The 20,891-nt window shown below is 73.9% G+C and carries 18 protein-coding genes; 9 read left to right on the plus strand and 9 right to left on the minus strand.

From position 1 onward, the window contains the following. Both ACFW9D_RS02475 and ACFW9D_RS02480 read right to left on the minus strand, forming a co-directional pair. The coding region (locus ACFW9D_RS02475) for a M20 family metallopeptidase (protein ID WP_384616873.1) at window positions 1–1,244 on the minus strand (1,244 nt) is incomplete at its 3' end. Then, a complete protein-coding gene (locus tag ACFW9D_RS02480) occupies window positions 1,241–2,626 on the minus strand; it encodes an MFS transporter (RefSeq protein ID WP_384616874.1) in 1,386 nt (461 codons plus the stop codon). The genes ACFW9D_RS02480 and ACFW9D_RS02475, both read right to left, overlap by 4 nt. 170 nt (window positions 2,627–2,796) lie before the next feature. On the opposite strand from ACFW9D_RS02480, the gene ACFW9D_RS02485 reads away from it, so the two are divergent. Next, window positions 2,797–3,813, plus strand: coding sequence for an Lrp/AsnC family transcriptional regulator (locus ACFW9D_RS02485; protein ID WP_384616876.1), 1,017 nt, complete (start codon window positions 2,797–2,799; stop codon window positions 3,811–3,813). A gap of 24 nt (window positions 3,814–3,837) precedes the next feature. On the opposite strand, the gene ACFW9D_RS02490 is transcribed toward ACFW9D_RS02485, so the two are convergent. Beyond that, window positions 3,838–4,803, minus strand: coding sequence for a tetratricopeptide repeat protein (locus tag ACFW9D_RS02490; protein ID WP_384616878.1), 966 nt, complete (start codon window positions 4,801–4,803; stop codon window positions 3,838–3,840). Window positions 4,804–4,937: 134 nt separating this feature from the next. Here ACFW9D_RS02490 and ACFW9D_RS02495 point away from each other — a divergent pair, with 134 nt between their 5' ends. Then, complete coding sequence (locus tag ACFW9D_RS02495; protein ID WP_384616880.1) at window positions 4,938–5,525, plus strand: hypothetical protein; 588 nt, start codon at window positions 4,938–4,940, stop codon at window positions 5,523–5,525. A 62-nt stretch (window positions 5,526–5,587) separates the two neighbouring features. Here ACFW9D_RS02495 and ACFW9D_RS02500 read toward each other — a convergent pair whose 3' ends face one another. Further along, window positions 5,588–6,346 carry an SDR family oxidoreductase gene (locus ACFW9D_RS02500; RefSeq protein WP_384616882.1) on the minus strand — a complete coding sequence of 253 codons (759 nt, stop codon included), beginning with the start codon at window positions 6,344–6,346 and terminating at the stop codon, window positions 5,588–5,590. Between the two features lie 208 nt (window positions 6,347–6,554). Between ACFW9D_RS02500 and ACFW9D_RS02505 the strand changes: the two genes are divergently transcribed. From ACFW9D_RS02505 to ACFW9D_RS02520, 4 genes are all read left to right on the plus strand, one after another. Next, on the plus strand, window positions 6,555–7,451 hold the full coding sequence (locus ACFW9D_RS02505) for a helix-turn-helix domain-containing protein (RefSeq protein ID WP_384616884.1): 897 nt from the start codon (window positions 6,555–6,557) through the stop codon (window positions 7,449–7,451). 9 nt (window positions 7,452–7,460) lie between these two features. Continuing rightward, window positions 7,461–8,429, plus strand: a complete 969-nt coding sequence (locus ACFW9D_RS02510; protein WP_384616885.1) for a linear amide C-N hydrolase — start codon at window positions 7,461–7,463, stop codon at window positions 8,427–8,429. 125 nt (window positions 8,430–8,554) lie between these two features. Further along, window positions 8,555–9,331 (plus strand): SDR family oxidoreductase, encoded by a 777-nt coding sequence (locus tag ACFW9D_RS02515; protein WP_384616887.1) that lies wholly within the window; start codon window positions 8,555–8,557, stop codon window positions 9,329–9,331. Beyond that, on the plus strand, window positions 9,328–9,762 hold the full coding sequence (locus ACFW9D_RS02520; RefSeq protein WP_384616889.1) for an SRPBCC family protein: 435 nt from the start codon (window positions 9,328–9,330) through the stop codon (window positions 9,760–9,762). The genes ACFW9D_RS02515 and ACFW9D_RS02520 overlap by 4 nt, the downstream gene beginning before the upstream one ends. Window positions 9,763–9,851: 89 nt before the next feature. Here the strand turns inward: ACFW9D_RS02520 and ACFW9D_RS02525 are convergent, their stop codons facing one another. Together ACFW9D_RS02525 and ACFW9D_RS02530 are read right to left on the minus strand one after the other, a co-directional pair. Further along, the gene (locus ACFW9D_RS02525; protein ID WP_384616891.1) at window positions 9,852–10,727 is read right to left on the minus strand and encodes a carbon-nitrogen hydrolase family protein; all 876 of its coding nucleotides are present in this window, start codon (window positions 10,725–10,727) and stop codon (window positions 9,852–9,854) included. Between the two features lie 56 nt (window positions 10,728–10,783). Then, on the minus strand, window positions 10,784–12,247 hold the full coding sequence (locus tag ACFW9D_RS02530; protein ID WP_384616892.1) for an APC family permease: 1,464 nt from the start codon (window positions 12,245–12,247) through the stop codon (window positions 10,784–10,786). A 192-nt stretch (window positions 12,248–12,439) separates the two neighbouring features. Here ACFW9D_RS02530 and ACFW9D_RS02535 point away from each other — a divergent pair, with 192 nt between their 5' ends. Beyond that, window positions 12,440–13,039, plus strand: a complete 600-nt coding sequence (locus ACFW9D_RS02535; RefSeq protein ID WP_188340792.1) for a TetR/AcrR family transcriptional regulator — start codon at window positions 12,440–12,442, stop codon at window positions 13,037–13,039. Window positions 13,040–13,109: 70 nt separating this feature from the next. On the opposite strand, the gene ACFW9D_RS02540 is transcribed toward ACFW9D_RS02535, so the two are convergent. The 3 genes from ACFW9D_RS02540 to ACFW9D_RS02550 all read right to left on the minus strand — a co-directional run bounded on the left by ACFW9D_RS02540 (window position 13,110) and on the right by ACFW9D_RS02550 (window position 16,383). Continuing rightward, a complete protein-coding gene (locus ACFW9D_RS02540; RefSeq protein WP_384616894.1) occupies window positions 13,110–14,243 on the minus strand; it encodes an alkene reductase in 1,134 nt (377 codons plus the stop codon). 57 nt (window positions 14,244–14,300) lie between these two features. After that, window positions 14,301–15,596, minus strand: coding sequence for an MFS transporter (locus ACFW9D_RS02545; RefSeq protein WP_384616896.1), 1,296 nt, complete (start codon window positions 15,594–15,596; stop codon window positions 14,301–14,303). A 76-nt stretch (window positions 15,597–15,672) separates the two neighbouring features. Further along, a complete protein-coding gene (locus tag ACFW9D_RS02550; RefSeq protein ID WP_384616898.1) occupies window positions 15,673–16,383 on the minus strand; it encodes an SDR family NAD(P)-dependent oxidoreductase in 711 nt (236 codons plus the stop codon). A gap of 130 nt (window positions 16,384–16,513) precedes the next feature. Between ACFW9D_RS02550 and ACFW9D_RS02555 the strand changes: the two genes are divergently transcribed. Together ACFW9D_RS02555 and ltnD are read left to right on the plus strand one after the other, a co-directional pair. Beyond that, window positions 16,514–19,777, plus strand: a complete 3,264-nt coding sequence (locus ACFW9D_RS02555; protein ID WP_384616900.1) for a BTAD domain-containing putative transcriptional regulator — start codon at window positions 16,514–16,516, stop codon at window positions 19,775–19,777. Window positions 19,778–19,886: 109 nt separating this feature from the next. Continuing rightward, on the plus strand, window positions 19,887–20,891 hold the full coding sequence (gene ltnD, locus ACFW9D_RS02560; RefSeq protein ID WP_384616902.1) for an L-threonate dehydrogenase: 1,005 nt from the start codon (window positions 19,887–19,889) through the stop codon (window positions 20,889–20,891).

Genomic DNA, 20,891 nt, shown 5'->3' on the forward strand with positions numbered 1-20,891 from the left:
ACGCGGCCGCGCGCCCTCGTCGCGCCGCCCCCCCGCCACCCCCGGGGCGCGCCTACCCGGCGCCCCCCCCCCCGGGCCGCCACCCCGTCGAGCAGGCGGCGCCGCTGGTCCGGGTCGCCGGCCGCCGTCACGGCGGTGAGTGCCATCGCCGCGGCGGCGTCGAGGACGGCCCGGTCGGCGCCCGGGCTCTTCCCGTAGGCCGCGAACTCGGCGGTGTGCTGCTTCGCTCCCCCGGTGTCGTAGCCGATCGTCGGGTGGATGGACGGGACGAGGCGGGACACGTTGCCCATGTCGGTGGAGGCCATCGTCTCGCCGTGGCGGGAGCGTGGGTCGCGGCCGAGGGAGCGGGCCGCCGCCGTGTAGGCCTCCGTGAGACGGGCGTCCTGGCGCAGTTCCGCGAAGTCCTTGCCGTGGGGCTCCAGTTCGAGCCGGGCGCCGGTCGCGAGGGCGCCGGCTTCGAAGCAGGCGTGGACCCGGTCGCGTACGAGGGCGAGCTGTTCGAGGTCGGGGGCGCGGATCTCGTAGCGGGCGCGGGTGAGTTCGGGGATGACGTTCACGGCGTCGCCGCCGGCCGTGATGACGCCGTGGACCAGGGAGCCGGGCGGGAGCTGCTGGCGCAGCAGGCCGATCGCGGTCTGGGCGACGGTGAGGGCGTCGAGGGCGTTCACGCCTTCCCAGGGGGCGAGGGCGGCGTGCGCGGGGCGGCCGTGGAAGGCGACGTCCCAGGCGCCGATGGCCAGGGACGAGGCACCGACACTGTCCTCGGGGGCGGCGTGCGCCATCATCGCGACGGCGACGTCGTCGAAGACGCCGGACTCCAGGAGCAGGACCTTGCCGCCGATGTCCTCCTCGGCCGGGGTGCCGATCAGACGGACCGTGATCCCGAGCCGGTCGGCGACGGCGGCCAGGCCGAGGGCGGCGCCGACGGACGCGGCGCCGTTCACGTTGTGCCCGCAGGCGTGGCCCAGGCCCGGCAGGGCGTCGTACTCGGCGCAGAAGGCGACGACGAGGTCGCCGGTGCCGTACGTCGCCTGGAGCGCCGTGGGCAGTCCGGCCAGGGGCCGGACGACGGTGAAGCCGGCCGTGTCGAGGAGGGCGGCGACGCGGGCCGCCGACCGGTGTTCCTGGAGGGCCGGCTCGGCGTCGTCGTGCAGGCCGTGGCTGAGCTCCGTCAGCTGTCCGGCGTACGTGCGGACAGCGTGCAGGACGGCTTCGCGGAGGGTGTCGGGGGCGGGGGCGGTCATGCGGGGTCTCCGTCGACGGTGAGGGGTTCCAGTGGGGCGAGGGCCGGGGCGTGGCCGGCGCGGTAGGCGAGGGCGACGGCCGAGCCGAGCAGGGCGACGGCGGCGCAGGCGCCCCAGCTCCACAGGAACCCGTCGAGGGCGATGTGGGCGCCGAGCCGGTGCGCGGCGAACAGGGCGCCGATGACGGCCGCGCCGATCGCGGCGCCCAGGGAAAGCGCGAGTTCGTTGAGGCCGACGGCGAGGGCGGTCTGGTGGGCGGGCACGATCTCGGCCGACAAGGTGCGGGTGATGGACTCGAACAGTCCGGTGGCCAGGCCGACGAGGAGGGCGCAGGCCACGTACTGGGGCAGCGTGGCGTGGAAGAGGAGCATGCCGAGGAAGCCGAGGGCGATGAGCGCGCCGCCGGTGCCGAGCACGGCGCGGTCGCCGATCCGGCGGGCGAGGCGCGGCGTCGCGGTGGACCCGGCGAAGCCCGCGACGACCATGGCGAGTGAGACCGTGGCGATGGCCTGCGGGCCGAGGCCCATGCCGTAGCCGGTCTCGTCCGGGTCGGCGCCGAGGAACAGGGCGTTCGCGCCGAGGAAGCCGATCGTGCCGAAGGCGGCGCAGAAGGTGTGGGCGCTGACCACGGCGAGACGGCGCTCGCTCAGCATGCGGACGTTGACCAGCGGGTTCTCCGCGCGCCGTTCGACGGTCGTCCAGGCCGCGAGGACCAGGACGGCCGCGGCGCCGAGGACGAGCGTGCGGGGTGCGGTCCAGCCCCAGGTGCCGCCCTGGGCGAGGACGAGGACGAGGGCGGTCAGGCCGACGGTGAGGAGGCAGGCCGCGCCGTAGTGGAAGCGCCCGCCGCGGGGTCCTTCGCTGTCGGGCAGTGCGATGCCCGCGGCGACGGCGAGCACGGCGACGGGGACGGCGGTCCAGAGCCCGGCGACGGCGTGCTGTTCGCTGAGCGCTCCGGCGACGAGGCCGCCGACACCGATGGCGATGAGCAGGGCGCCGACAAGGAGCGACATGCCGGTGCGGCCGCGTTCGGGGGCGCGTGAGCGCAGGATCCCGGCGAGCAGCGGGAAGAAGCCGACGACGGCGCCCTGGAGCACCATGCCCACGGCCAGCGTCAGGGGCGTGGGCCGCAGCGCCATGAGAAGGGAGCCGAGCGCGACCATGGCGAGGGCGATCCGCAGCAGCCGGCGGTGACCGTGCAGGTCGCCGAGGCGGGACAGCAGCGGGGTGAGCACGGCGAACGCCGCCTGCGCCAGCAGGTACAGGTTGTTCTGGCCGACGCCGTCGATGCCGAGGCGGGCCCCGAGCTCGGGCAGCAGCGGGGTCAGGTAGCCCTGTACGACGCCGCTGAACACGACGACGACCGCCATCGCGGCGAGCATGCCGCGACCTGTGCCGACGCGGCTGCCCGCGCTCGTTCTTGGGATCACCGGGACTGAGTTCACAGTGCGCACCCCTTCTGGTGGCCGGAACCGAAAGTGCTGGCTACTGTGCTCGCCACGGCCGCAGCGGCCCGGAAACTCGATGGAATCGTGCACGAGGAGGACTGCGGATGCGAGAAACGGTCATCAGCGAGCTCGATCTCGCTCTGGTGAACGCGCTGCAGCTGCGGCCGCGGGCCGCCTGGGCCGAGCTCGCCGCGCCCCTCGGTGTCACCGCGGGCACGCTGGCCCGGCGCTGGGACCGGCTGTCCGCCGAAGGGCTCGCCTGGGTGTCGGCGTCGCCCGGCCGCGAGTTCTCACGGACCCGCTGCACCGCGTTCGTGCTGCTGCGCTGCCGGCCCGGGACCCGGCGGCGGCTGGCCAAGCGGCTGTGCGCCTTCGAGGAGGCGGCCACGATCGAGCTGACCGCACCGGGCAGCGCCGACCTGCTGCTCGACGTGCTCGCCCCCGACCTGCCGGCCCTCGGCCGTTTCCTCACCGAGGAGCTCGAGCCGCTGCCCGACCTCCTCTCCGTCGACTGCCTCTTCGCCACGTCCCTCTACGTCGAGGGCAGCCGCTGGCGTCTTCGCTCCTTGGACCCGGCCCAGCTCACCGCCCTCGGCACGGGCGGACCGGGCGGCCCGGAAGCGGCCCCCACCACCGAGCTGGACACGGTGGACCGTGCGCTGCTCCACGCCCTCGTGCGCGACGGGCGGATGGGTCTCTCCGCGCTCGCCGAGCACGCGGACAGCAGCCCCGCGACGGTACGGCGACGGCTGCGGCGGCTGACCGACTCGGGCGTGCTGACCTTCCGCTGCGACGTCGCCGACGCGCTCGCGGGACGGCCTGTGCCCGTCTCGCTCCTGGGCCGCGCGCCCGCCCGGGACACCGCCGCCGTGCACCGTACGCTCGCGGCGCTGCCCGAGTGCCGGCTGGTCGCCGCCGTCACCGGCTCCTCGAACATCTTCACCACGCTCTGGGTGCACGACCTGGGCGACATCCAGCGCCGCGAGACCGCGCTGTGCGCCCGTCTCCCCTCGCTGACGGTCACGGACCGCATCGTGGGTCTGCACACCGTGAAGCGCATGGGGCATCTGCTGACCGACGACGGCCGCCGCACGGGAGTCCGCCCGATCCGCCCCTGGTGAACTCCCGTCGGCCGGCGCCCACTTCTACCCTTCTCGCTCTTCCTCCGCGGGCGGTGCGGCGTCGGCGGCCCTGCGGCGCCACGCCCGCGCCTGCCGGTCGTACCCCTGGCGTTCCGAGAGCTCCGCCAGTCGCGTCATCGCCCCGACGTGCCCCGCCTCGGCGGCCTTCTCGTACCAGCCCTGCGCCGCGTACAGGTCGCCCCGCAGTTCCTCGGAACGGCCCAGCGCCACGTACGCGTTGACGTCCCCCTTCCGGGCGCGCCGGGTCAGCCAGCTCTCGAGCTCGGCCAGCAGCTCGGAACCGTCGAGCAGCGCGGTGAAGTGCCGGCCGCCCTCGTCGTCGCCCGCGAAGGCCGACCTGCGGTACCAGGACTTGGCCGCCTCCCTGTCCCCCTGCTCCATGGCGAGGGCCCCGAGGGTGTTCATCGCGGCGGTGGAGCCCCCGGCCGCCGCCCGCCGGGCCCATGTCTCGGCGTCGGCCGACTCGCCCCGCCGGTACAGCAGTTGCCCCAGGGCGTACGCGGCGTCGGCGAGTCCCGCCTCCGCGGCCCTGCGGAACCATGTCTCGGCCTCTTCCTCGTCGTCCCGCTCCTGGCACGCGGCCCCGAGAACGGCCATGGCCTGAGGGTTGCCCTCGTCGGCCGAACGCCGGTACCAGAGAAGGCCCTCGGCCTCCTCCCCGCGCGCCCGCATCAGGTACCCGACCATCTCCATCGCCCGCACATGGCCCGCTCCGGCCTCCGCCCGCAGCAGCGGCTCGGCCTCGGCGCTCCGCCCCCACTCGTGGAGCAGCACGCCGAGGGTGACGGCGGCGTCGGGGTGTTCCAGTTCGGCCGCGCGCCTCAGCCACCGCTCGCCGCCCGTCCGGTCGTCGTGCGTGCCGAGATGCAGGCCGTAGCGGAACGCCGCCACGGCGTCCCCGGCCTCCGCCGCCTCGCGAAGGCGCCGGACCGCCTCGCCCCGCGCCTCGTCGTTCGCGCTCCCCCGCACGGCCGTCCCCCTCCGGATCGTGTGCGGGGCCGGAGCCCCGCCCGCGGTTCACACCACCGGGGGAACAGACGCGGGAACCGTCGGGTCCGTTCCTGCGTGACCCCCTGTGTTGCCGACCGACCCTGGGGGACGGGATGAACGCTCGAACACTGGCTCCGACGCTGGTGAAGCTGGCCGTGACGACCTGCGTGGTCCTGGGCGCCGTGGCGTGCGGGCCGGGCGCCTCGAAGGACGATGCCGCGTCGAAGCCCTCGCGGGCCTCGTCGTCCGCGCGGACCGAGGCGCCTGCTGCCACGCCGTCGCCGTCCGCTCCGGCCGAGCAGCCGTCCTCCGCGAAGCCGTCGGCCGAACCGACCGGCGACCGGGGCGCGCCCAGGACGAAGGAGGCCGCGATCAAGCGGTACGAGGCGTTCCTCCACGCGGTGGGCCGGGAGGACATCGACACCGTCTGCGAGATCTCCGGGCCGGCCGCGAAGCAGGCGGAGGACGAGGGGTTCGGGCCCTGCACCTCGACGTTCCGCATCACGTTCCAGATGTTCTCGCCGGAGCAGAAGAAGGCCCTTCAGACCGCGACGGTCGACCCGCAGGGCGTGATGGTGCGCTCGGCGGACAACGTCGAGATCCCGACCTCCGCGGTCAAGGCCTCCGTCACCTTCACCGAGGAGCAGCTCGGCAGCAGCACCCTCGAGTACCTCAAGGACAACTGGTTCATCACCGACTGACCCGGAGCCCCGGCCTACGACACGGAGCTCCGGCGGGGGGCGATCCCCGCTTCCGGGCCGCGTCAGCGCGTGGTGTAGCCGCCGTTGGCGAAGATGGTCTGGCCGGTGACCCACCAGCCGTCGGTCGCCAGGAAGGTCACCAGCGGCACGATGTCCTCGATCTTCGTGAGGTCGCCGCCGAGCGCCTGCGACTTGTGGAAGGCGACCCGCTCAGGGGTCTCCTGACCGTAGAAGAACGGGGTGTCCATGGGGCCGGGCGCGACGTTGTTGACGGAGATGCCGCGCTCGGCGAACTCCTTGGCGGCGGCGCGGGTGAAGTGTTCGACGGGGGCCTTGGCGCCGGCGTACGTGGAGTAGCCGTCGGTGAAGGCCGCGAGCAGCGAGGTCACGACGGTGATGACCTTGCCGTTGTCGTCGAGGTGACGGCCGGCCTCGCGGATGAAGAAGTAGGCGGCCTTGGAGTTGACCGCGAACATGCGGTCGTACTCGTCCTCCGTGGTGTCGACGATGGGCTTGCGCAGCACCATGCCCGCGGTGTTGACGGCCACGTCGATGCCGCCGAAGTGGTCTTTGGCGACGGTGAAGAGCCGCTCCACCTCGTCGACCTTCGTGAGGTCGCCCTGGACGAGGAGCCCCTTGCCGCCCGCTTCCTCCACGGCTCGCAGGGTGTTCCTGGCGTCGGGCTCGGTGGCGTCCGAGTGGTAGTGGACGACGACGTTCGCCCCCTCGGCGGCGACCGTGGTGCTGAGCAGGCCGCCGAGGTTCTTGGCGCCCGCGCCGACGAGGACGGTCTTCCCGGACAGCGTGTGGTTCGAGGTCATCGCGGTGGTTCCTTCCGAAGCGATGCCGGGGGCATGGGGTGTCTGGATGCCCGGCTGGTTCCTGTGACACCAACATCGCCGGTGGGACGGCCCGGATTCTTGAACGATCCGGCGGTCCTGGAACAAACGGCTCACGAACCGGCGCCCCGGGCGGGCGGTCCGTGCGGCTCGGCTGCGGGCACGGTCCGCGCGGGCTCAGAATGGTGGGGTGAGCACGTCACTGATCAAACCGCATCTGGTGCGTCTGTCCGGCAGCGGCGAGGGGCTCGGGCACGCGGTGGTCGAGCGCGACAGGGAGCTCGGGGCGGGCCGGCATCCGGTGGCCCAGCCTCCGGTCGGTCCCGGTGCGCACATTCTGGCGGTGCACTCCGGGACGTCGACGAATCTCGCCTGGTCGGCGGACGGATTCGCGCGGCGTGAGCGCTTCCACCGGGGCCAGTCGCTGATCAATCCGGCGGGCTGGGCGTGCCGGCCGCGCTGGCAGGAGGACGTCGAGCTGATGCTCGTCGCGCTCGACCCGGTCTGGCTGGAGAAGCTCGCCGCCGAGGCCGGAGTGCCGGGTTCCCTGGAGATCACCCCCAGCTTCCGGCTGAGCGACCCGTTCCTGGCCATGATGGTGGAACGGCTCGTCCTGGAGTACGAGCAGCCGGGTCCGGCGGATCTCCTCTACGCGCAGTCGCTGGTGCAGGCGGTCGCCGCGCACGTCATCAAGGTGTCCGCCGTTCGGGGCGGTCCTGACCCGGGGCCGTCCGCCGCCCTGCCGCCGCGCCGCCTCGCACACGTCCTGGACTACGTCCACACCCATCTCGGCGAGCCGATCACACTGGACACGCTCGCCCGCCTCGCGGGCGTCAGCCCGTCCCACTTCGGCCGCGTCTTCCGGGCCTCGACCGGGCACTCCCCGCACCAGTACCTGATGCGCAAGCGGCTCGACCGGGCCCGCGCCGCGCTGATCGACACGGACACCCCCATCGCCGTCATCGCCGAGGCCTGCGGCTTCGCCGACCAGAGCCATCTGACCCGGACCATGCGCCGGCACCTCGGTCTCACCCCGCGAGCCCTGCGCGCCACGGCTCCGCGTGCGGGTGGTGCCGGCCCGGCCTAGCGTGGCCGCATGTGTACACGTGTGCTGTGGCAGGCGGACGGTCAGCCGGTCGTGGTCGGCCGGAACATGGACTGGAAACAGCGCCTGGACACCAACCTGTGGGTGCTGCCGCGCGGCGCGGAGCGGACCGGCACGGGCCCGGACGATCCGCGGCCGCTGCACTGGACCGCCCGCCACGGCAGCGTCGTGGCGACGGCGTACGACGCGGCCACCACCGACGGCGTCAACGAGGCCGGGCTCGCCGCGCACCTGCTGTGGCTGGCCGAGTCCGACTACGGCGACCGCGATCCCGCGCGCCCGGCGCTGAGCGTCTCGCTGTGGACGCAGTACTTCCTGGACCGCTTCGCCACCGTCTCCGAGGCGGTGTCCTCCCTGGTCGCCGAGCCGTTCCAGGTCCGGCCGCAGGGCGACTCCCGGTCCGGGACCTGGAGCACGGTGCACCTGGCTCTCGACGACGCGACGGGCGACTCGGCGATCATCGAGATCCTGGACGGTGAGCCGCGGATCCACCACGGCCGCACGTACACCGTGATGACCAACTCCCCGCCCTTCGACGAGCAGCTCGAACACCTCAACCAGTACGAGGGCTTCGGCGGCGCCCGGCCCCTGCCCGGCACGACCGAGGCGGCCGACCGCTTCGTGCGCGCCGCCTACTACCTGCGGCGGCTCCCCGCCGCCGAGACCCCGGCCCACGCCTACGCCGCCCTGCTCAGCGTGATGCGCAACGCCGCCCAGCCCTTCGGCACGCCCGACCCGGCCCGCCCCAACATCTCCATGACCATCTGGCGCACCCTCGCCGACCTCACCCACGGCGTGTACGCCTTCGAGTCCTCCTTCAGTCCCGACATCGTCTGGACCCGTCTCGACGCCGTCGACTTCACCCGTGCCGCACGGCTCGACCTGAGCGCCGACGGACTCGTCGGAGACGTCACCGCCCGCTACGAGCCCCGCGAGCCGTTCCGGTTCTCCCTGGCCTGAGCCGAGGACCGGACCTCACGCATCTTGGCACGTTGTGCCATGCAGGCATATGTTGACACGCAGGGGTCGTCATGGGCGAGAAGCCTCCGGCGGCCGCACCACGCCGTGAAGGAGCGATCGTCGACATGTCTCGTACGCATCTGGTGACCGGAGCCGCCTCCGGTATAGGCAAGGCCACGGTGGAGCGGCTGCGCGCCGCCGGGCACCGGGTCATCGGGGCCGACCTCAAGGGCGCCGACATCTGCGCCGACCTCGCGACAGCGGAGGGTCGCGCCGAACTGGTCGAGCGGACTGCCGAGTTGACGGGCGGTCGGCTCGACGCCGTGATCGCGTGTGCCGGCCTGTCCCAGTTCTCCCCGCTCACCGTGCGCGTGAACTGCTTCGGCGCGTTCGCGACGCTGACCGGGCTGCGCCCGCTGCTCGCGGCCGGCACCGACCCGCGCGCGGTCGTGATCTCCTCGGTCGCCTCCGTGCACCCCGCCGACCAGGCGATCGTCGACGCGGTGCTCTCCGGTGACGAGGACGCCGCGGTCGCCGCCGCCCAGGCCGCCGCCGACCGCGGCGAGGGCCACGTCATCTACGGTTCCAGCAAGCAGGCCGTCGCCCGCTGGCTGCGCCGCACGGCGGTCGGCGAGGAGTGGGCGGGCGCGGGCATCCCGCTCAACGCCATCGCGCCCGGCACCATCGTGACGCCCATGACCCAGCCGATGCTGGACGACCCCGAGATGCGCAAGGTCGTCGACGCGAGCGTGCCGATGCCGCTGCACGGACACGCCACGCCCGAGCAGGTCGCGCCGCTCCTGGAGTGGCTGACCTCTCCGGTCAACACCCACGTGACGGGCCAGGTCGTCTTCATCGACGGCGGCGCCGACGCGGTGCTGCGCGGGGACGGTGCCTGGTGACCTCTTCCCGGCACACCCTGACGCGTTCCGTCGTGCTCCCGGCCGCGCCCGCCGACGTCTGGTCGGCGATCGGCGACTTCCACGGGCTCGGCGACTGGCACCCGTACGTGCCCCCGTCCACGACCGACGCCGAGGACGACGGCATCCGGGTCTTCACGGTCGAGGGCAAGGTCGTGGCCCGGGAGAAACTCCTCGCGCCGGTCCTCGGCGCCGAGGACCACGCGGCGTACACGTACACGGTCCTCGACCCGATGCTGCCGATCGCGGACTACGTCGCCACGCTCGCGGTCCGGCCCCACGCAGAGGGCTCCGAGGTGGTGTGGTCGGCGCGCTACGAGTCCACCGAGGAGGCGGCCGCTCAAGTGGAGGCCGTCTTCGGTGACGGCACGTACGGCACCGGACTGGCGGCCCTCCAGGCCAAGTTCGGCTGACGGGCGCGGGCAGACCGGGCAGGGGGTGGTGGGGGCCGGGGGGGGCGGGGGGCACCCCCCGGCGCGGGGTAGGCCCCCCCCGTCCACGGCTACCGCCCCGGCGGGAGCGGAGCGGGGACCGGCTGGAAGGTGGAGCCGTACATCGGCAGGTGGATGTCCTCACCGTGGCGGGCGAGTTGGGCCCAGGGGCGGTTCAGGCCCGCCGAGCCGTGGGCGCGGACCCGGGTCACGGCGTCCAGGTCGAGGACGTCGACGAGGACCTCCTCGCCGGGGCCGGCCTGCTGGCGGACGATGCCTTCGGGGTCGACGATCGTGCTCGCGCCGACGCCGGCGGGGTCGGCGGCGTTCAGGTTCACGACGTAGACCTGGTTGGTCCAGGCGTTGGCGCGGGCGCAGACGAGTTCCATCTCGCGGTCGCGGGTGGTGGTCAGGGTGGGCTGGATGATGACCTCGGCGCCGAGCCAGGCCAGTTGCCGTGCGGTCTCGGGGAAGGATCCGTCGTAGCAGATGGCGAGCCCGGCGCGGCCGATGCCGGGCAGGTCGAAGACGACGAACTCGCCGCCGGGGGTGGTCTGTTCGTAGGGCTGCCAGGGGAAGACCTTGCGGTAGCGGGCGGCGATCTCGCCCTCCGGTGAGATCGCGAGGGCCGTGTTGTACGGATCGCCGCCGGGGTTGTGCTCGTAGACGGTGCCGGGGACCAGCCACAGGCCGGTCTCGCGGGCCAGGGCGCAGATCCGGTCGGTGAGCGGGCCCGGGACGGTGACGGCGTTCCGCCGCGCCCAGTCGGGGCGGGCCTGCAGCAGGGGCGCCTCTGCGGCGAGGAACAGTTCCGGCACAACCACGAGTTGGACGTGCGGGAACGTGTCGCGCACGGCCCGCACGCGGTCGCTGAATCGCTCCCAGGTGGCCTCCAGGTCGTACGGGACGGGTGTGGTCTGGACTGCTGCGATCGTGAGGGTGCGCATGGTGCTCAGGGTTCTCTTCTTTCGGTTGCCGTGCCCGCGGTTCGGGACCGGCCGGGTCAGTTGTCCGTGACGGAGACGCGGGTCACGGCGGTGCGGCCGCCGCGGAAGAAGCCGGCGTGGCGGGGGCGGACGACGCAGACCATCACGACGGCGCCCAGGACGATCGAGCCGACTCCCAGGAGGAACACGCCGCCGATGCCGCCGAGTCGGGTGGATCCGTAGGCGGGGTCGGCCATGTCGTAGGCGCTGCGGGCGAAGGCCGCGAGCATCATCAGGCCGCCGAGCGCCGGGAAGACGCCCTTGAGGAGCGCGTCGCGTACCGAGCGGGTGAGGTCGCGGCGGAAGTGCCAGGCGCAGGCGAGGCCGGTGACGCCGTAGTAGAAGGCGATGAGCAGGCCGATCGAGAGGACGGCGTCGGCGAGGAAGTCGGCGGACAGCAGGGTGAGCAGGACGAGGAATCCGGCCGCCACGACGCCGAAGAAGACCGTGCCGAAGGCGGGCGTGCGGTGGCGCGGGTGGATGCGGGCGAACGCGGCGGGGAGGGCGCCGTGCGCGCTCATCGACAGCATCGTGCGCGGGGTGGAGGTGGAGCAGGTCAGCAGTGCGCCGATGGCGGAGACGGCGATCGCTAGCGTCACCAGCTTGGCGAACGCGTCGCCGAGGACGGCGGGCGCCAGGCCGGTGAGCACGTCGGCCGCCGTGTCCGGGTCGGCGAGGCGGCGGCCGGCACTGGCCGTGCCGGCGAAGGAGACGGTGGCGAAGGCCGTGAACAGGTAGGTGACCAGCAGGACGAGCGTGGACACGAGAGCGGCCCGGCCCGGGGTGCGCGCGCTGTCGACGGACTCCTCATTGAACGTGATCAGCGCGTCCCAGCCCCAGTAGATGAACAGGCAGAGCAGTACGGCCTCGGCGAACGGGCCGAATCCGCCGACGGCGAAGGGGTTCAGCCACGCGAGCGAGACGCCGGCCGCGCCTTCGTGGGTCAGGGCCGCGGCGCCGAAGGCGAACAGGGCGAGCAGTTGCAGGCCGAGCATCACGTACTGGACGTGGGCGGCGAGCTGCACCCCACGGTGGGCGACCGCGGTGCTCAGGGCGATCAGTACGACGGCCACGGCGGTGACGGCGGTGGTGCTGTCGGAGGCTCCGACGAGGCCGAGGAGGGCCGATGCGCCGACCTCGGCGAGCGCGGTCATCGCGACGACGGTCGCGAACAGGACGGTCCAGCCGCCCGCGATCCAGCCGACGGCCGGGCCGAACACACGGGTGTTCCACACGAACGTCGTCCCGCAGTCCGGCATCTCCCGGTTGAGCTCCCGGAAGGCGAAGGCCGTCAGGAGGATCGGGACGAAACCGAGGAGCAGGGCGGCCGGTGCCAGGTCGCCGATCACGAGGGTCACCAGGCCGAGCGTCACCGCGATGCTGTACGCGGGCGCGACCGAGGCGAGGCCGAGCGCGACGGTGGCGAGCAGGCCGACCGAGCCGTCACGCAGCCCCTTCGAGGGTGGGGATTGGACAGTCATGACGGCCTCCGGCAGGGCGTTTCGGGCAGGGCGGGGGAAGCGGGCGGGGTCTCTCGGATCAGAGCCCGCATTCACTAAACGCAGATTTAATGAAACGCTGATGTGGCCGTCAACACCACGGCAGGTATCTTTTGCGCATGCTTCAGCGAAAGCGGTGCTGGAGTGAGGGACGAGCGAGGGAGCCGGGAGCCGGTGGCACGACGCAAGGACCAGGACGGACGGCGGGCCCAGCTGGGCGAGGCCGCCGCGCACGCTCTGCTCAGCCGTGGCCTCGAAGGCGTGCGGCTGCGGGACGTGGCGGAGGCGGCGGGTGTCACGCCGGCCGCGGTCCTGTACTACTACGACGACCTCGACGCGCTGATGTACGAGACGTTCCAGCAGGCCATCGAGCGGTTCTGCCGCGACCGCGAGGAGGCGGCCGAGAGGCACGAGGACGCCCGTGAACGGCTGCGCACGTGCATCGCCTCCGGGGTCGCGGACGGGCCGGACGACCGGCTCCCCCGGCTGCTGTTCGAGTACTGGCCGCGCACGCTGCGGGACCCCAAGGCGGCCGCGCTCGACAGCGCGCTGAGCGAACGTCAGGTGGCCGTGTACCAGGCGGTGCTCGTCCTCGGCGCCGCCCAGGGTCACTTCACGCTCACCGACCCGCCGCGCCTGGTCGCCGCGAACCTGCTGGCCATGGAGGACGGCTATCAGATGGACGTCCTCTCGGGCCGCCGCACCCACGCGGAGGTCGTCCAGGCGCTGTACGCCTACGCCCGAGCCACCACCGGCTGCGCTCTCGACGGCTGATCACGGGATGTGCGTGCGGCCCGGGCCCCTGGGCGGGGTCCGGGCCGGTTCGCGGGGCGTGGATCGAAGGTCACGCGCCGGTGGTGGCGAGGGCGGTGCGCGGCGTCGTGTCGCGGGCGTCGTCCAGGGTCGGGTAGTCGGTGTAGCCGTCGGGGCCGCCCGTGTACATCAGGCCGTGGTCGCGGACCTGGTTGACGGGGGCGCCGGTGCGCAGGCGGTGGACGAGGTCCGGGTTGGCGAGGAAGGGGCGGCCGAGGGCGATCAGGTCGGCGCCCGCGGCGAGGAGCCGTTCACCGGCGGCCTTTCCGCCGTCCTCGGGGAGGGGGCCGCCCCAGCCGAGGACCGGGTTGGCGACGAGGGTGCCGGGCCAGGCGGCGCGGAGCTCGTGGAACAGGGGCTGGTCCGGGTCCGCGAAGACGATGTGCAGGTAGGCCGGGGCGATCTCGGCGAGGGCGGCCACGAGTTCCGGGTAGATGGCCTCGGTGTCGCCCTCGGCCATGGCGTTCGCGGTGACGCCGGGCGCGATGCGGACCCCGACCCGCTCGGCGCCGATCGCGTCGGCGACGGCGCGGACGACCTCCACGGTGAACCGGACGCGGTGGGCGACGGGGCCGCCGTACGCGTCGGTGCGCCGGTTGGTGTCCTGGCCGAGGAACTGGTGGAGCAGGTAGCCGTTCGCGGCGTGCACCTCCACTCCGGCGAATCCGGCGTCGACCGCGCGGCGCGCGGCGTTCGCGAAGTCCGCGACGGTGGCGTGGATCTCGTCGACCGTCATCTCGCGCGGCACGACCGGGGGACGCGAGCCGGACGGGGTGTGCATCGGGTCGGGGAACGGGACCGGGGAGGGTGCCACGGGGTGGTGGCCGCTGGTCTCCGGGTGTCCGATCCGGCCGCCGTGCTGCAACTGCAGGAACATCCTTCCCCCGGCCTCGCGCACCGCGCCGGTGACCGCCCGCCAGCCCTGGACGTGCCGGTCGTCGTAGAGGGCCGGGATGTCGGGGTAGGTCGCGCCGACCGCGTTCGGGGTGGTGGCCTCGGCGATGATCAGTCCGGCGCCGGCCCGCTGGGCGTAGTACTCGCTCATGATCGGGGTGGGTGTGCCGTCGGCGGCGGCCCGGTTGCGGGTCATGGGGGCCATCACGAGGCGGTTGGGCAGGTCGAGGGTGCCGACACGGGTGGCTTCGAAGAGGGTGCGCGTGGTCATGGTGGTGCCCTTCGGGTGACGTGTACCAGGTGGAAGTGACCGGGTGGGGGCGGGAGTTCAGGCGGTGCGGTTCTCGGTCGACGGGAATCCGTGGGCCCTCGCGGCCAGGACGATCGCGAGGACGGGGACGAGCAGGGCGAGCGCGCTCCAGGCGAAGGACCGCGCGCCGAAGAGGTCGAGGAGCAGGCCGCCGAGCAGCCCGCCGGCGGCCATCGCCGCGTTCCAGAGCGTGACCAGCGCGGCCTGCGCGGCATCGGCGGCGTCCCCCGCCGCGTCGCCCGCTGCGGTCTGAAGCAGGGTCGGCACGCCGCCCCAGCCGAGTCCCCACAGCGCGGCGGCGGCGTAGACGACCGGGGTGCTGTCGGTGCCGAGTGCGAGGGCTGTGGCGGCGGCCGCGACGAGGAGCGTGCTGAGAACGGTGAGGGTCCGCAGCCCGCGGTGGATGAGCGCGCCCACGAGCCAGATGGAGAGGAGCGAGGCGGCGCCGAAGACGAGCAGCACGGTGTCGGTGGCGTCGGCGAGGCCGAGTGCGCCGACGAGGGTGGCGACGTACGTGTAGAGGATCGTGTGCGCCAGGACGAACACGAGGGTGACGGTCAGCACCGGCAGCACCCCGGGCACGCGCAGCGCGGCCCTCATGGGTGTGCCCGCGGAGCGCTCCCGGCCCGGCTGGTCCGGGACGAGGGCGGCGATCCAGCCGAGCAGCAGCAGGGTCAGTCCGGTCATGACGAGGAACGCGGTCTGCCAGTTCACGACCTGCCCGAGGAAGGTCCCGGCGGGGACGCCGAGCGACAGCGCGACGGGGATGCCGGCCATGGCCACGGCGACGGCCCGTCCCTCCAGGTGCGGCGGCGCCAGATGCCGGGCGTATCCGGCGAGCAGCGCCCAGGCGAGTCCGGCGGCGACGCCGGCGACGAACCGGGCCGACATCGTCAGCGCGTACGCGGACGACAGGGCGGTGACCGTGTTGGCCGCGGCGAACCCGGCCATCGAGGCGAGCAGCAGGCGTTTGCGCGACCAGCGGGCGGTGGCGGCGGCGAGCGGGATGGCGGTGAGCGCGGTGCCGACGGCGTAGACGGTCACGGTCTGGCCCGCCGCCGATTCGCCGACGCCCAGGTCGGTGCTCATCGCGGGCAGGAGTCCGGCGGGGAGCGTCTCGGTGAGGCTGGTGACGAAGACGGCGGTGGCGAGGGCGAGCAGTGCGGGCAGCGGCAGTCGTCCGGTGCCGGGGGACGGCGGGGCGGACCGGTGGGCCGCTTCGGGAGCTCCGGCGGATGCGGCGGTTTCAGGGGATCTTGCGGATGCGGTGGATTCAGTGGATTCAGTGGATTCGGTGGATTCGGTGGAAGGCATGGCCAGGCGTCCAGTTCTGCTCATGAGTCAGGGTCCGGCGGATGCGGAGAAGGCGGGGCGGGGGGTGGGCCCGAGCTCAGTGCTCGGGCTCCGTACACCCGCGCCGCCGGCTGTCGGCGCAGCCGAGTCCGCCGTCGACGCTGAGCACGCTCCCGGTGGTGAAGGTGGCGTCGGCGGCCAGGAAGAGCGCGGCCCGGGCCACGTCGTCGACGGACCCGCGCCGGCCGAGGGGCGGCGGCGCCGTGGCCGGCCGGGGCGCCGGGGTGTCGTCGTGTGCGGCCGTGTCGATGGCGCCGGGCGAGACGGTGTTGACGCGGACGCCGCGCGGGGCGAGTTCGACGGCGAGCGCCCGGGCGAAGGCGCGGGCCGCCGCGGCGGTGGTGGCGTGCGCTCCCGCGTCCGGCATCCCGGGCAGGCAGCGGTCCACCGAAGTCGTGGTGAGGACGACGGAGCCGTCGTCGGTGACGAGCGGGGCCAGGGCACGGACGGCGACGGCGTAGGGGCCCGGGCCGGTGGTGCCGGGTTCCGGTTCGGCGTCGACGAACAGCATGTCGATCGCGCCGAAGGAGTGCGCTGCGGCGGCCTGCGTGAGCGCCCCGGCCGACATCGCGCACAGGGTGAGGGTCGCGGCGCGCCCCAACTGCTCTGCGGCGTCCGGGACTTCGTGCCGCCGCCCCTGGATCAGGAGCACGTGGGCGCCGCCCTCGACTAGGCGCTTGGCGATCGCGAGCCCGACCCTCGTGGTGCCGCCGACGACGATCGCCTTCCGGCCTGTGTGCTTCGGCATGCTGGTCCGCTCCTCTCGCGCTGCTCCGTGGTGCCGTCCTTTCCGGCAGGAACGACTCTGGCCGAGGGCGCTTCGGGTCGGCTGATGATCCGCTGACGGTGCCGCACGGCACGCTGTGTAGCGTGCCGGTATGCGTTACGGGGTGTTGGGTCCACTGGTGGTGCGGGACGCCGCGGGCGAACCGGTGAGGGTTCCGGAGGCGAAGGTCCGTGCGCTGCTGGCCGCGCTCCTCGTCCGGGAGGGGCGGGTGGCCTCGGCGGACCGGCTGGTCGACGACCTGTGGGGCGACGAGCCGCCCGGCCGTCCCGCCAACGCCCTTCAGGCGAAGGTGTCTCAGCTGCGCCGGGCCATCGGCCGGGACCGCGTGGTGCGTCAGGGCGCGGGCTACCGGCTGGAACTCGTCGCGGCCGACGGCGGGGCGGAGACCGCCGAGGTGGACGCCACGCGCTTCCTGGCCCTGGTCTCCGAGGCGCGCGCCGTCACCGATCCCGGCGAGCGGGCCGCCCGGCTGGAGGCCGCGCTGGAGCTGTGGCGCGGGCCCGCGTACGCGGACTTCGCCGACGAGGAGTTCGCCCGGGCCGCGGCCCAGCGGCTCGACGAGCAGCGCGTCGCGGTGCTGGAGGAGCACGCCGAGGCACGTCTGGAGTCGGGCGACGACCCGCTGCTCGCGGGCGAGTTGGCCTCACTCGTGGCCCGGCATCCCCTGCGGGAACGGCTCCGGGCCGTGCAGATGCGGGCGCTGTACCGGGCGGGGCGGCAGAGCGAGGCGCTCGCCTCGTACGCCGAGCTGCGCGACCGGCTCGCGGAGGAACTCGGGCTCGACCCGAGCCCTGCCCTCGCCGCGTTGCACGAGGCGATCCTTCGGCAGGACCGGTCGCTGGAGGGCACCGGGCGGTCGCCGGAAGGCGCCCTGACATCGGACGCCGGCGCCACACCTCGGCAGGACGCTCACGCGCCCCGGAGCGACCGGCCGCCCTCCCACCCCGCCGTCCCCGGCAATCTCCCCCAGGACCTCACCCCTCTGATCGGACGCGACACCACGCTCGCCCATGTCGCCCAACTGATGGGCGAGGCCCGCCTGGTGACGCTGACCGGACCGGGCGGTGTCGGCAAGACCCGGCTCGCGATCGCCGCCGCACGGCGCTGGACGGACACCGCGTCAGCGCACCGGCCCGAAGGCACGTGGATCGTCGAACTCGCCGGTCGGCACGGCGATGCCACCGAGCTGGCGGCCGAGGTCGCCGCCGTCCTCGGGATCCGCGACGACTCCCCCACCGGCGCCCCGCGCCTCGGTGCCCGGTCCGCCCCCGCCGAACGCCTCGTCCAGGCCCTGCGCGAACGCCACGTCCTCCTCGTCCTGGACAACTGCGAGCATGTCGTGGACGCCGCGGCGGAGTTGACCGCGCTGCTGCTGCGCTCGGCGCCGCACCTGCGCGTTCTGGCGACGAGTCAGGAGCCGCTCGCGGTGGACGGCGAGGCCGTCGTGCTGGTCGAGCCGCTCGAACCGGCCGACGCGCGGGCGCTGTTCATGGCACGGGCGTCGGCCGCCGCCCCCGGGTTCGGGCCCTTTGGGGGCGACGACGACCTGGCGGCGGTGGCGGAGGTGTGCGCGCGGCTGGACGGGATGCCCCTCGCCCTCGAACTGGCCGCGCCGCGGGTGCGCGCGCTCGGTGTGCGCGGCCTCGCGGACCGGCTCGGCGACCGGTTCGGACTGCTGACGTCCGGCCGCCGGGACGCGCCCGCCCGCCAGCGCACCCTGCGTGCCGTGATCGACTGGAGCTGGGAACTGCTCGGCGCGCCGGAGCGCATCGTGCTGCGCCGGCTGGCCGTGCACCGCGACGGCTGCACCCTCGACGGGGCCGAGGCGGTGTGCGCGGGCGGCGGGGTGGAAGCGTCCGACGTCCTGGACCTGTTGACGCGGCTGGTCGAGCGGTCTCTGGTCACAGTCGTCGTGGGGCCCACGGGTGTGCGCTACCGGCTCCTGGAGACGGTGGCCGCGTACGCCGCCGACCGGCTGGAGGAGATGGCCGACGCGGCCGGGACCCGGGACCGGCATCTGCGGTACCACCTGGCTCTCGCCGAGGACGCGGACGGGCGGTTGCGCGGCGCGGACCAGCGGCGGTGGCTGGCCGTGCTGGACGCCGAGTCGGCCAACCTGCGCGCCGCCCTGGACGAGGCGTTCGCCCGGCCCGAGGCAGCCGTCGCGACCCGGCTCACCGCCTCCCTGTGCTGGTGGTGGCTGCTGCGCGGCCGCCTCACCGAGGCCGTGCGCCGCCTCGAAGCCGCCCGCAAGGCAGACCCGGAAGACGGTGAACTCGCCCTACTGCACTACGCGTTCGCCCGCATGACCGGCGCGCCTGCCCCGTCGGTCGAGGGCGCCGCCGAGGGCGTGCCGGACCCGGTGCGCCGCGGCCGGGCGCTGTGGCTGTGCGCGTACGGGGAGTTCAGTGCGAACGACATGGCCGCGAGCGCGGAGTCGAACGACGCGGCGGTGGCGCTGTTCGAGGCACACGGCGACACGTGGGGTGTCGCCGCGGGACTGGCTCTGCGCGCGATGCACGGCCTGTTCACCGGCGACCTGGCCGCGCTCGACCGGGACGGCGCGCTCGCCGCCGCCGCGTTCCGTGAACTGGGCGACCGCTGGGGCGAGGTGCAGACCGTCGCACCTCTGGCGGCGCACGCGCAGATCATGGGTGACTACGCCGCGGCCGAGCACCGCCAGCGCCAGGGTCTGAATCTCGCCGAGGAGCTCGGGCTGCACGCCGAGGTGGCCGCACGGCTGTCGGGCCTGGGCCGCCTGGCCCTGCTCGCCGGTGACTGGCCGCGCGCCGCCGAACTCCACGAGCGCGCGCGGGAGTTGACCGTCGCCCAGGGCTACCGGTTCGGTCAGGCGGCGGCCGAGACCGGTCTCGCGCTGGGCGCACGCCGCTCGGGCGCCCTCGACGAGGCCGAGGCACGGCTGTTCAGCATGCTGGAGCGGTTCGCGTCACCGGCCGGCGACCACCTGCGCCACGCCGAGCTCGGCTTCGTCGCCGAGTTGCGCGGCGACCGCGACCTCGCCCTCACCCGCCATCTGAGGGGCCTGGAGCACGCCTTCGGCCTGGCCGAGCCGCGCGCCTTCGCCCTGTCGCTGGAGGGCCTGGCGGGGGCGGAGTCCCTGGCGGCCGGCCCGGAGGGTCAGGCCCGTGCCGCACTGCTGCTGGGTGCCGCCGACGCGGCTCGGCGCAGTGTGGGTGCCCCGCTGCCGGAGGCGGAGCGCCGCGACGTCGACCGGATCACCGCTCGGGTCCTGTCCGCGCTGGGCGAGAAGGCGTTCCGTGCGGCGTTCGAGCGCGGCACGGACATGACGCCGCAGGAGGCCGCCGAGCTCGGCCGTACGCCGACGGCGGGCTGACCGCTCCTCCGGGAACGCGAGGCGCCACCTCTTCCGCAAAATGTGACCGGCATCACTCTGTACTCACTGTCGCACGCAGGTCATCATATGACCTGCTGATGGACGGACAGTGGCTGCGCAGCGGCAGGAACAGAGGCAGGTACCCCGCATGAACGACCAGGAACACCCGGCACCGACCGCGCCGACGGCGTCGTCGACCCGCGTCGGCGTCATCGGCCTCGGCGCCATGGGCCTCGGCATGGCCCGCACCCTGCGCGCGGCCGGATTCTCCGTCGGGGTCCACGACCTGCGCGCCGACGTGGCCGCGGAGTTCGCCCGCGCCGGCGGCACCGCGTACGCCTGCTCCGGCGATCTGGCGGCCGAGGTGGACGTCCTGGTCGGTGTCGTCGTCAACGCGGCGCAGGTCGAGGCGGTGCTGTTCGGTGACGGCGAGGGCACGGGCGGCGCCGCGGAGCGGCTGCGGCCCGGTTCCGTGTACGTCATGTGCTCCACCGTCGACCCGGCCTTCTCCGCCGCGCTCGAGAAGCGGCTGGCCGCGTCCGGGATCCGCTACCTGGACGCCCCGATCTCGGGCGGCGCCGCGCGGGCCGCGTCCGGTGAGCTGACGATGATGACGTCCGGCGGCCCGGAGGCGTACGCGCTCGCCGGTCCGGTGCTCGACGCGATGAGCGCCACGGTCTACCGGCTCGGCGACTCGGCCGGGCTCGGCTCCAAGGTGAAGATCGTGAACCAGCTGCTCGCGGGCGTGCACATCGCCGCCGCGGCGGAGGCCATGGCGTTCGGCATCCGGTCCGGGGTGCCGGCCGAGGCGCTGTACGAGGTGATCACGCACAGCGCGGGCAACTCGTGGATGTTCGAGAACCGGATGGCCCATGTGCTGGCCGGGGACTACACGCCGCTGTCCGCCGTCGACATCTTCGTCAAGGACCTCGGGCTCGTCCTGGACGCGGCGCGGCCCGAGACGTTCCCGCTGCCGCTGTCGGCCACTGCCCACCAGATGTTCCTGCAGGCGTCCGCGTCCGGTCTGGGCGGCGAGGACGACAGTGCCGTCATCAAGATCTTCCCCGGCGTCGAACTGCCCGCTGCGAAGACCGCACCGCAGGAGGAGAACTGA

The organism is Streptomyces sp. NPDC059524, assembly GCF_042749255.1.
GTDB lineage: Bacteria > Actinomycetota > Actinomycetes > Streptomycetales > Streptomycetaceae > Streptomyces > Streptomyces xanthii.

What these genes read in the sequence shown, in the direction of transcription:
- ACFW9D_RS02480 (WP_384616874.1), bottom strand. Translation starts at nt 2,626, where the DNA reads ATGCTCGCCGCGATGGCGGTCGTCGTCGTGTTCAGCGGCGTCGTACAG.
- ACFW9D_RS02485 (WP_384616876.1), top strand. Translation starts at nt 2,797, where the DNA reads ATGCGAGAAACGGTCATCAGCGAGCTCGATCTCGCTCTGGTGAACGCG.
- ACFW9D_RS02495 (WP_384616880.1), top strand. Translation starts at nt 4,938, where the DNA reads ATGAACGCTCGAACACTGGCTCCGACGCTGGTGAAGCTGGCCGTGACG.
- ACFW9D_RS02500 (WP_384616882.1), bottom strand. Translation starts at nt 6,346, where the DNA reads ATGACCTCGAACCACACGCTGTCCGGGAAGACCGTCCTCGTCGGCGCG.
- ACFW9D_RS02510 (WP_384616885.1), top strand. Translation starts at nt 7,461, where the DNA reads ATGTGTACACGTGTGCTGTGGCAGGCGGACGGTCAGCCGGTCGTGGTC.
- ACFW9D_RS02515 (WP_384616887.1), top strand. Translation starts at nt 8,555, where the DNA reads ATGTCTCGTACGCATCTGGTGACCGGAGCCGCCTCCGGTATAGGCAAG.
- ACFW9D_RS02525 (WP_384616891.1), bottom strand. Translation starts at nt 10,727, where the DNA reads ATGCGCACCCTCACGATCGCAGCAGTCCAGACCACACCCGTCCCGTAC.
- ACFW9D_RS02530 (WP_384616892.1), bottom strand. Translation starts at nt 12,247, where the DNA reads ATGACTGTCCAATCCCCACCCTCGAAGGGGCTGCGTGACGGCTCGGTC.
- ACFW9D_RS02540 (WP_384616894.1), bottom strand. Translation starts at nt 14,243, where the DNA reads ATGACCACGCGCACCCTCTTCGAAGCCACCCGTGTCGGCACCCTCGAC.
- ACFW9D_RS02545 (WP_384616896.1), bottom strand. Translation starts at nt 15,596, where the DNA reads ATGCCTTCCACCGAATCCACCGAATCCACTGAATCCACTGAATCCACC.
- ACFW9D_RS02550 (WP_384616898.1), bottom strand. Translation starts at nt 16,383, where the DNA reads ATGCCGAAGCACACAGGCCGGAAGGCGATCGTCGTCGGCGGCACCACG.
- ACFW9D_RS02555 (WP_384616900.1), top strand. Translation starts at nt 16,514, where the DNA reads ATGCGTTACGGGGTGTTGGGTCCACTGGTGGTGCGGGACGCCGCGGGC.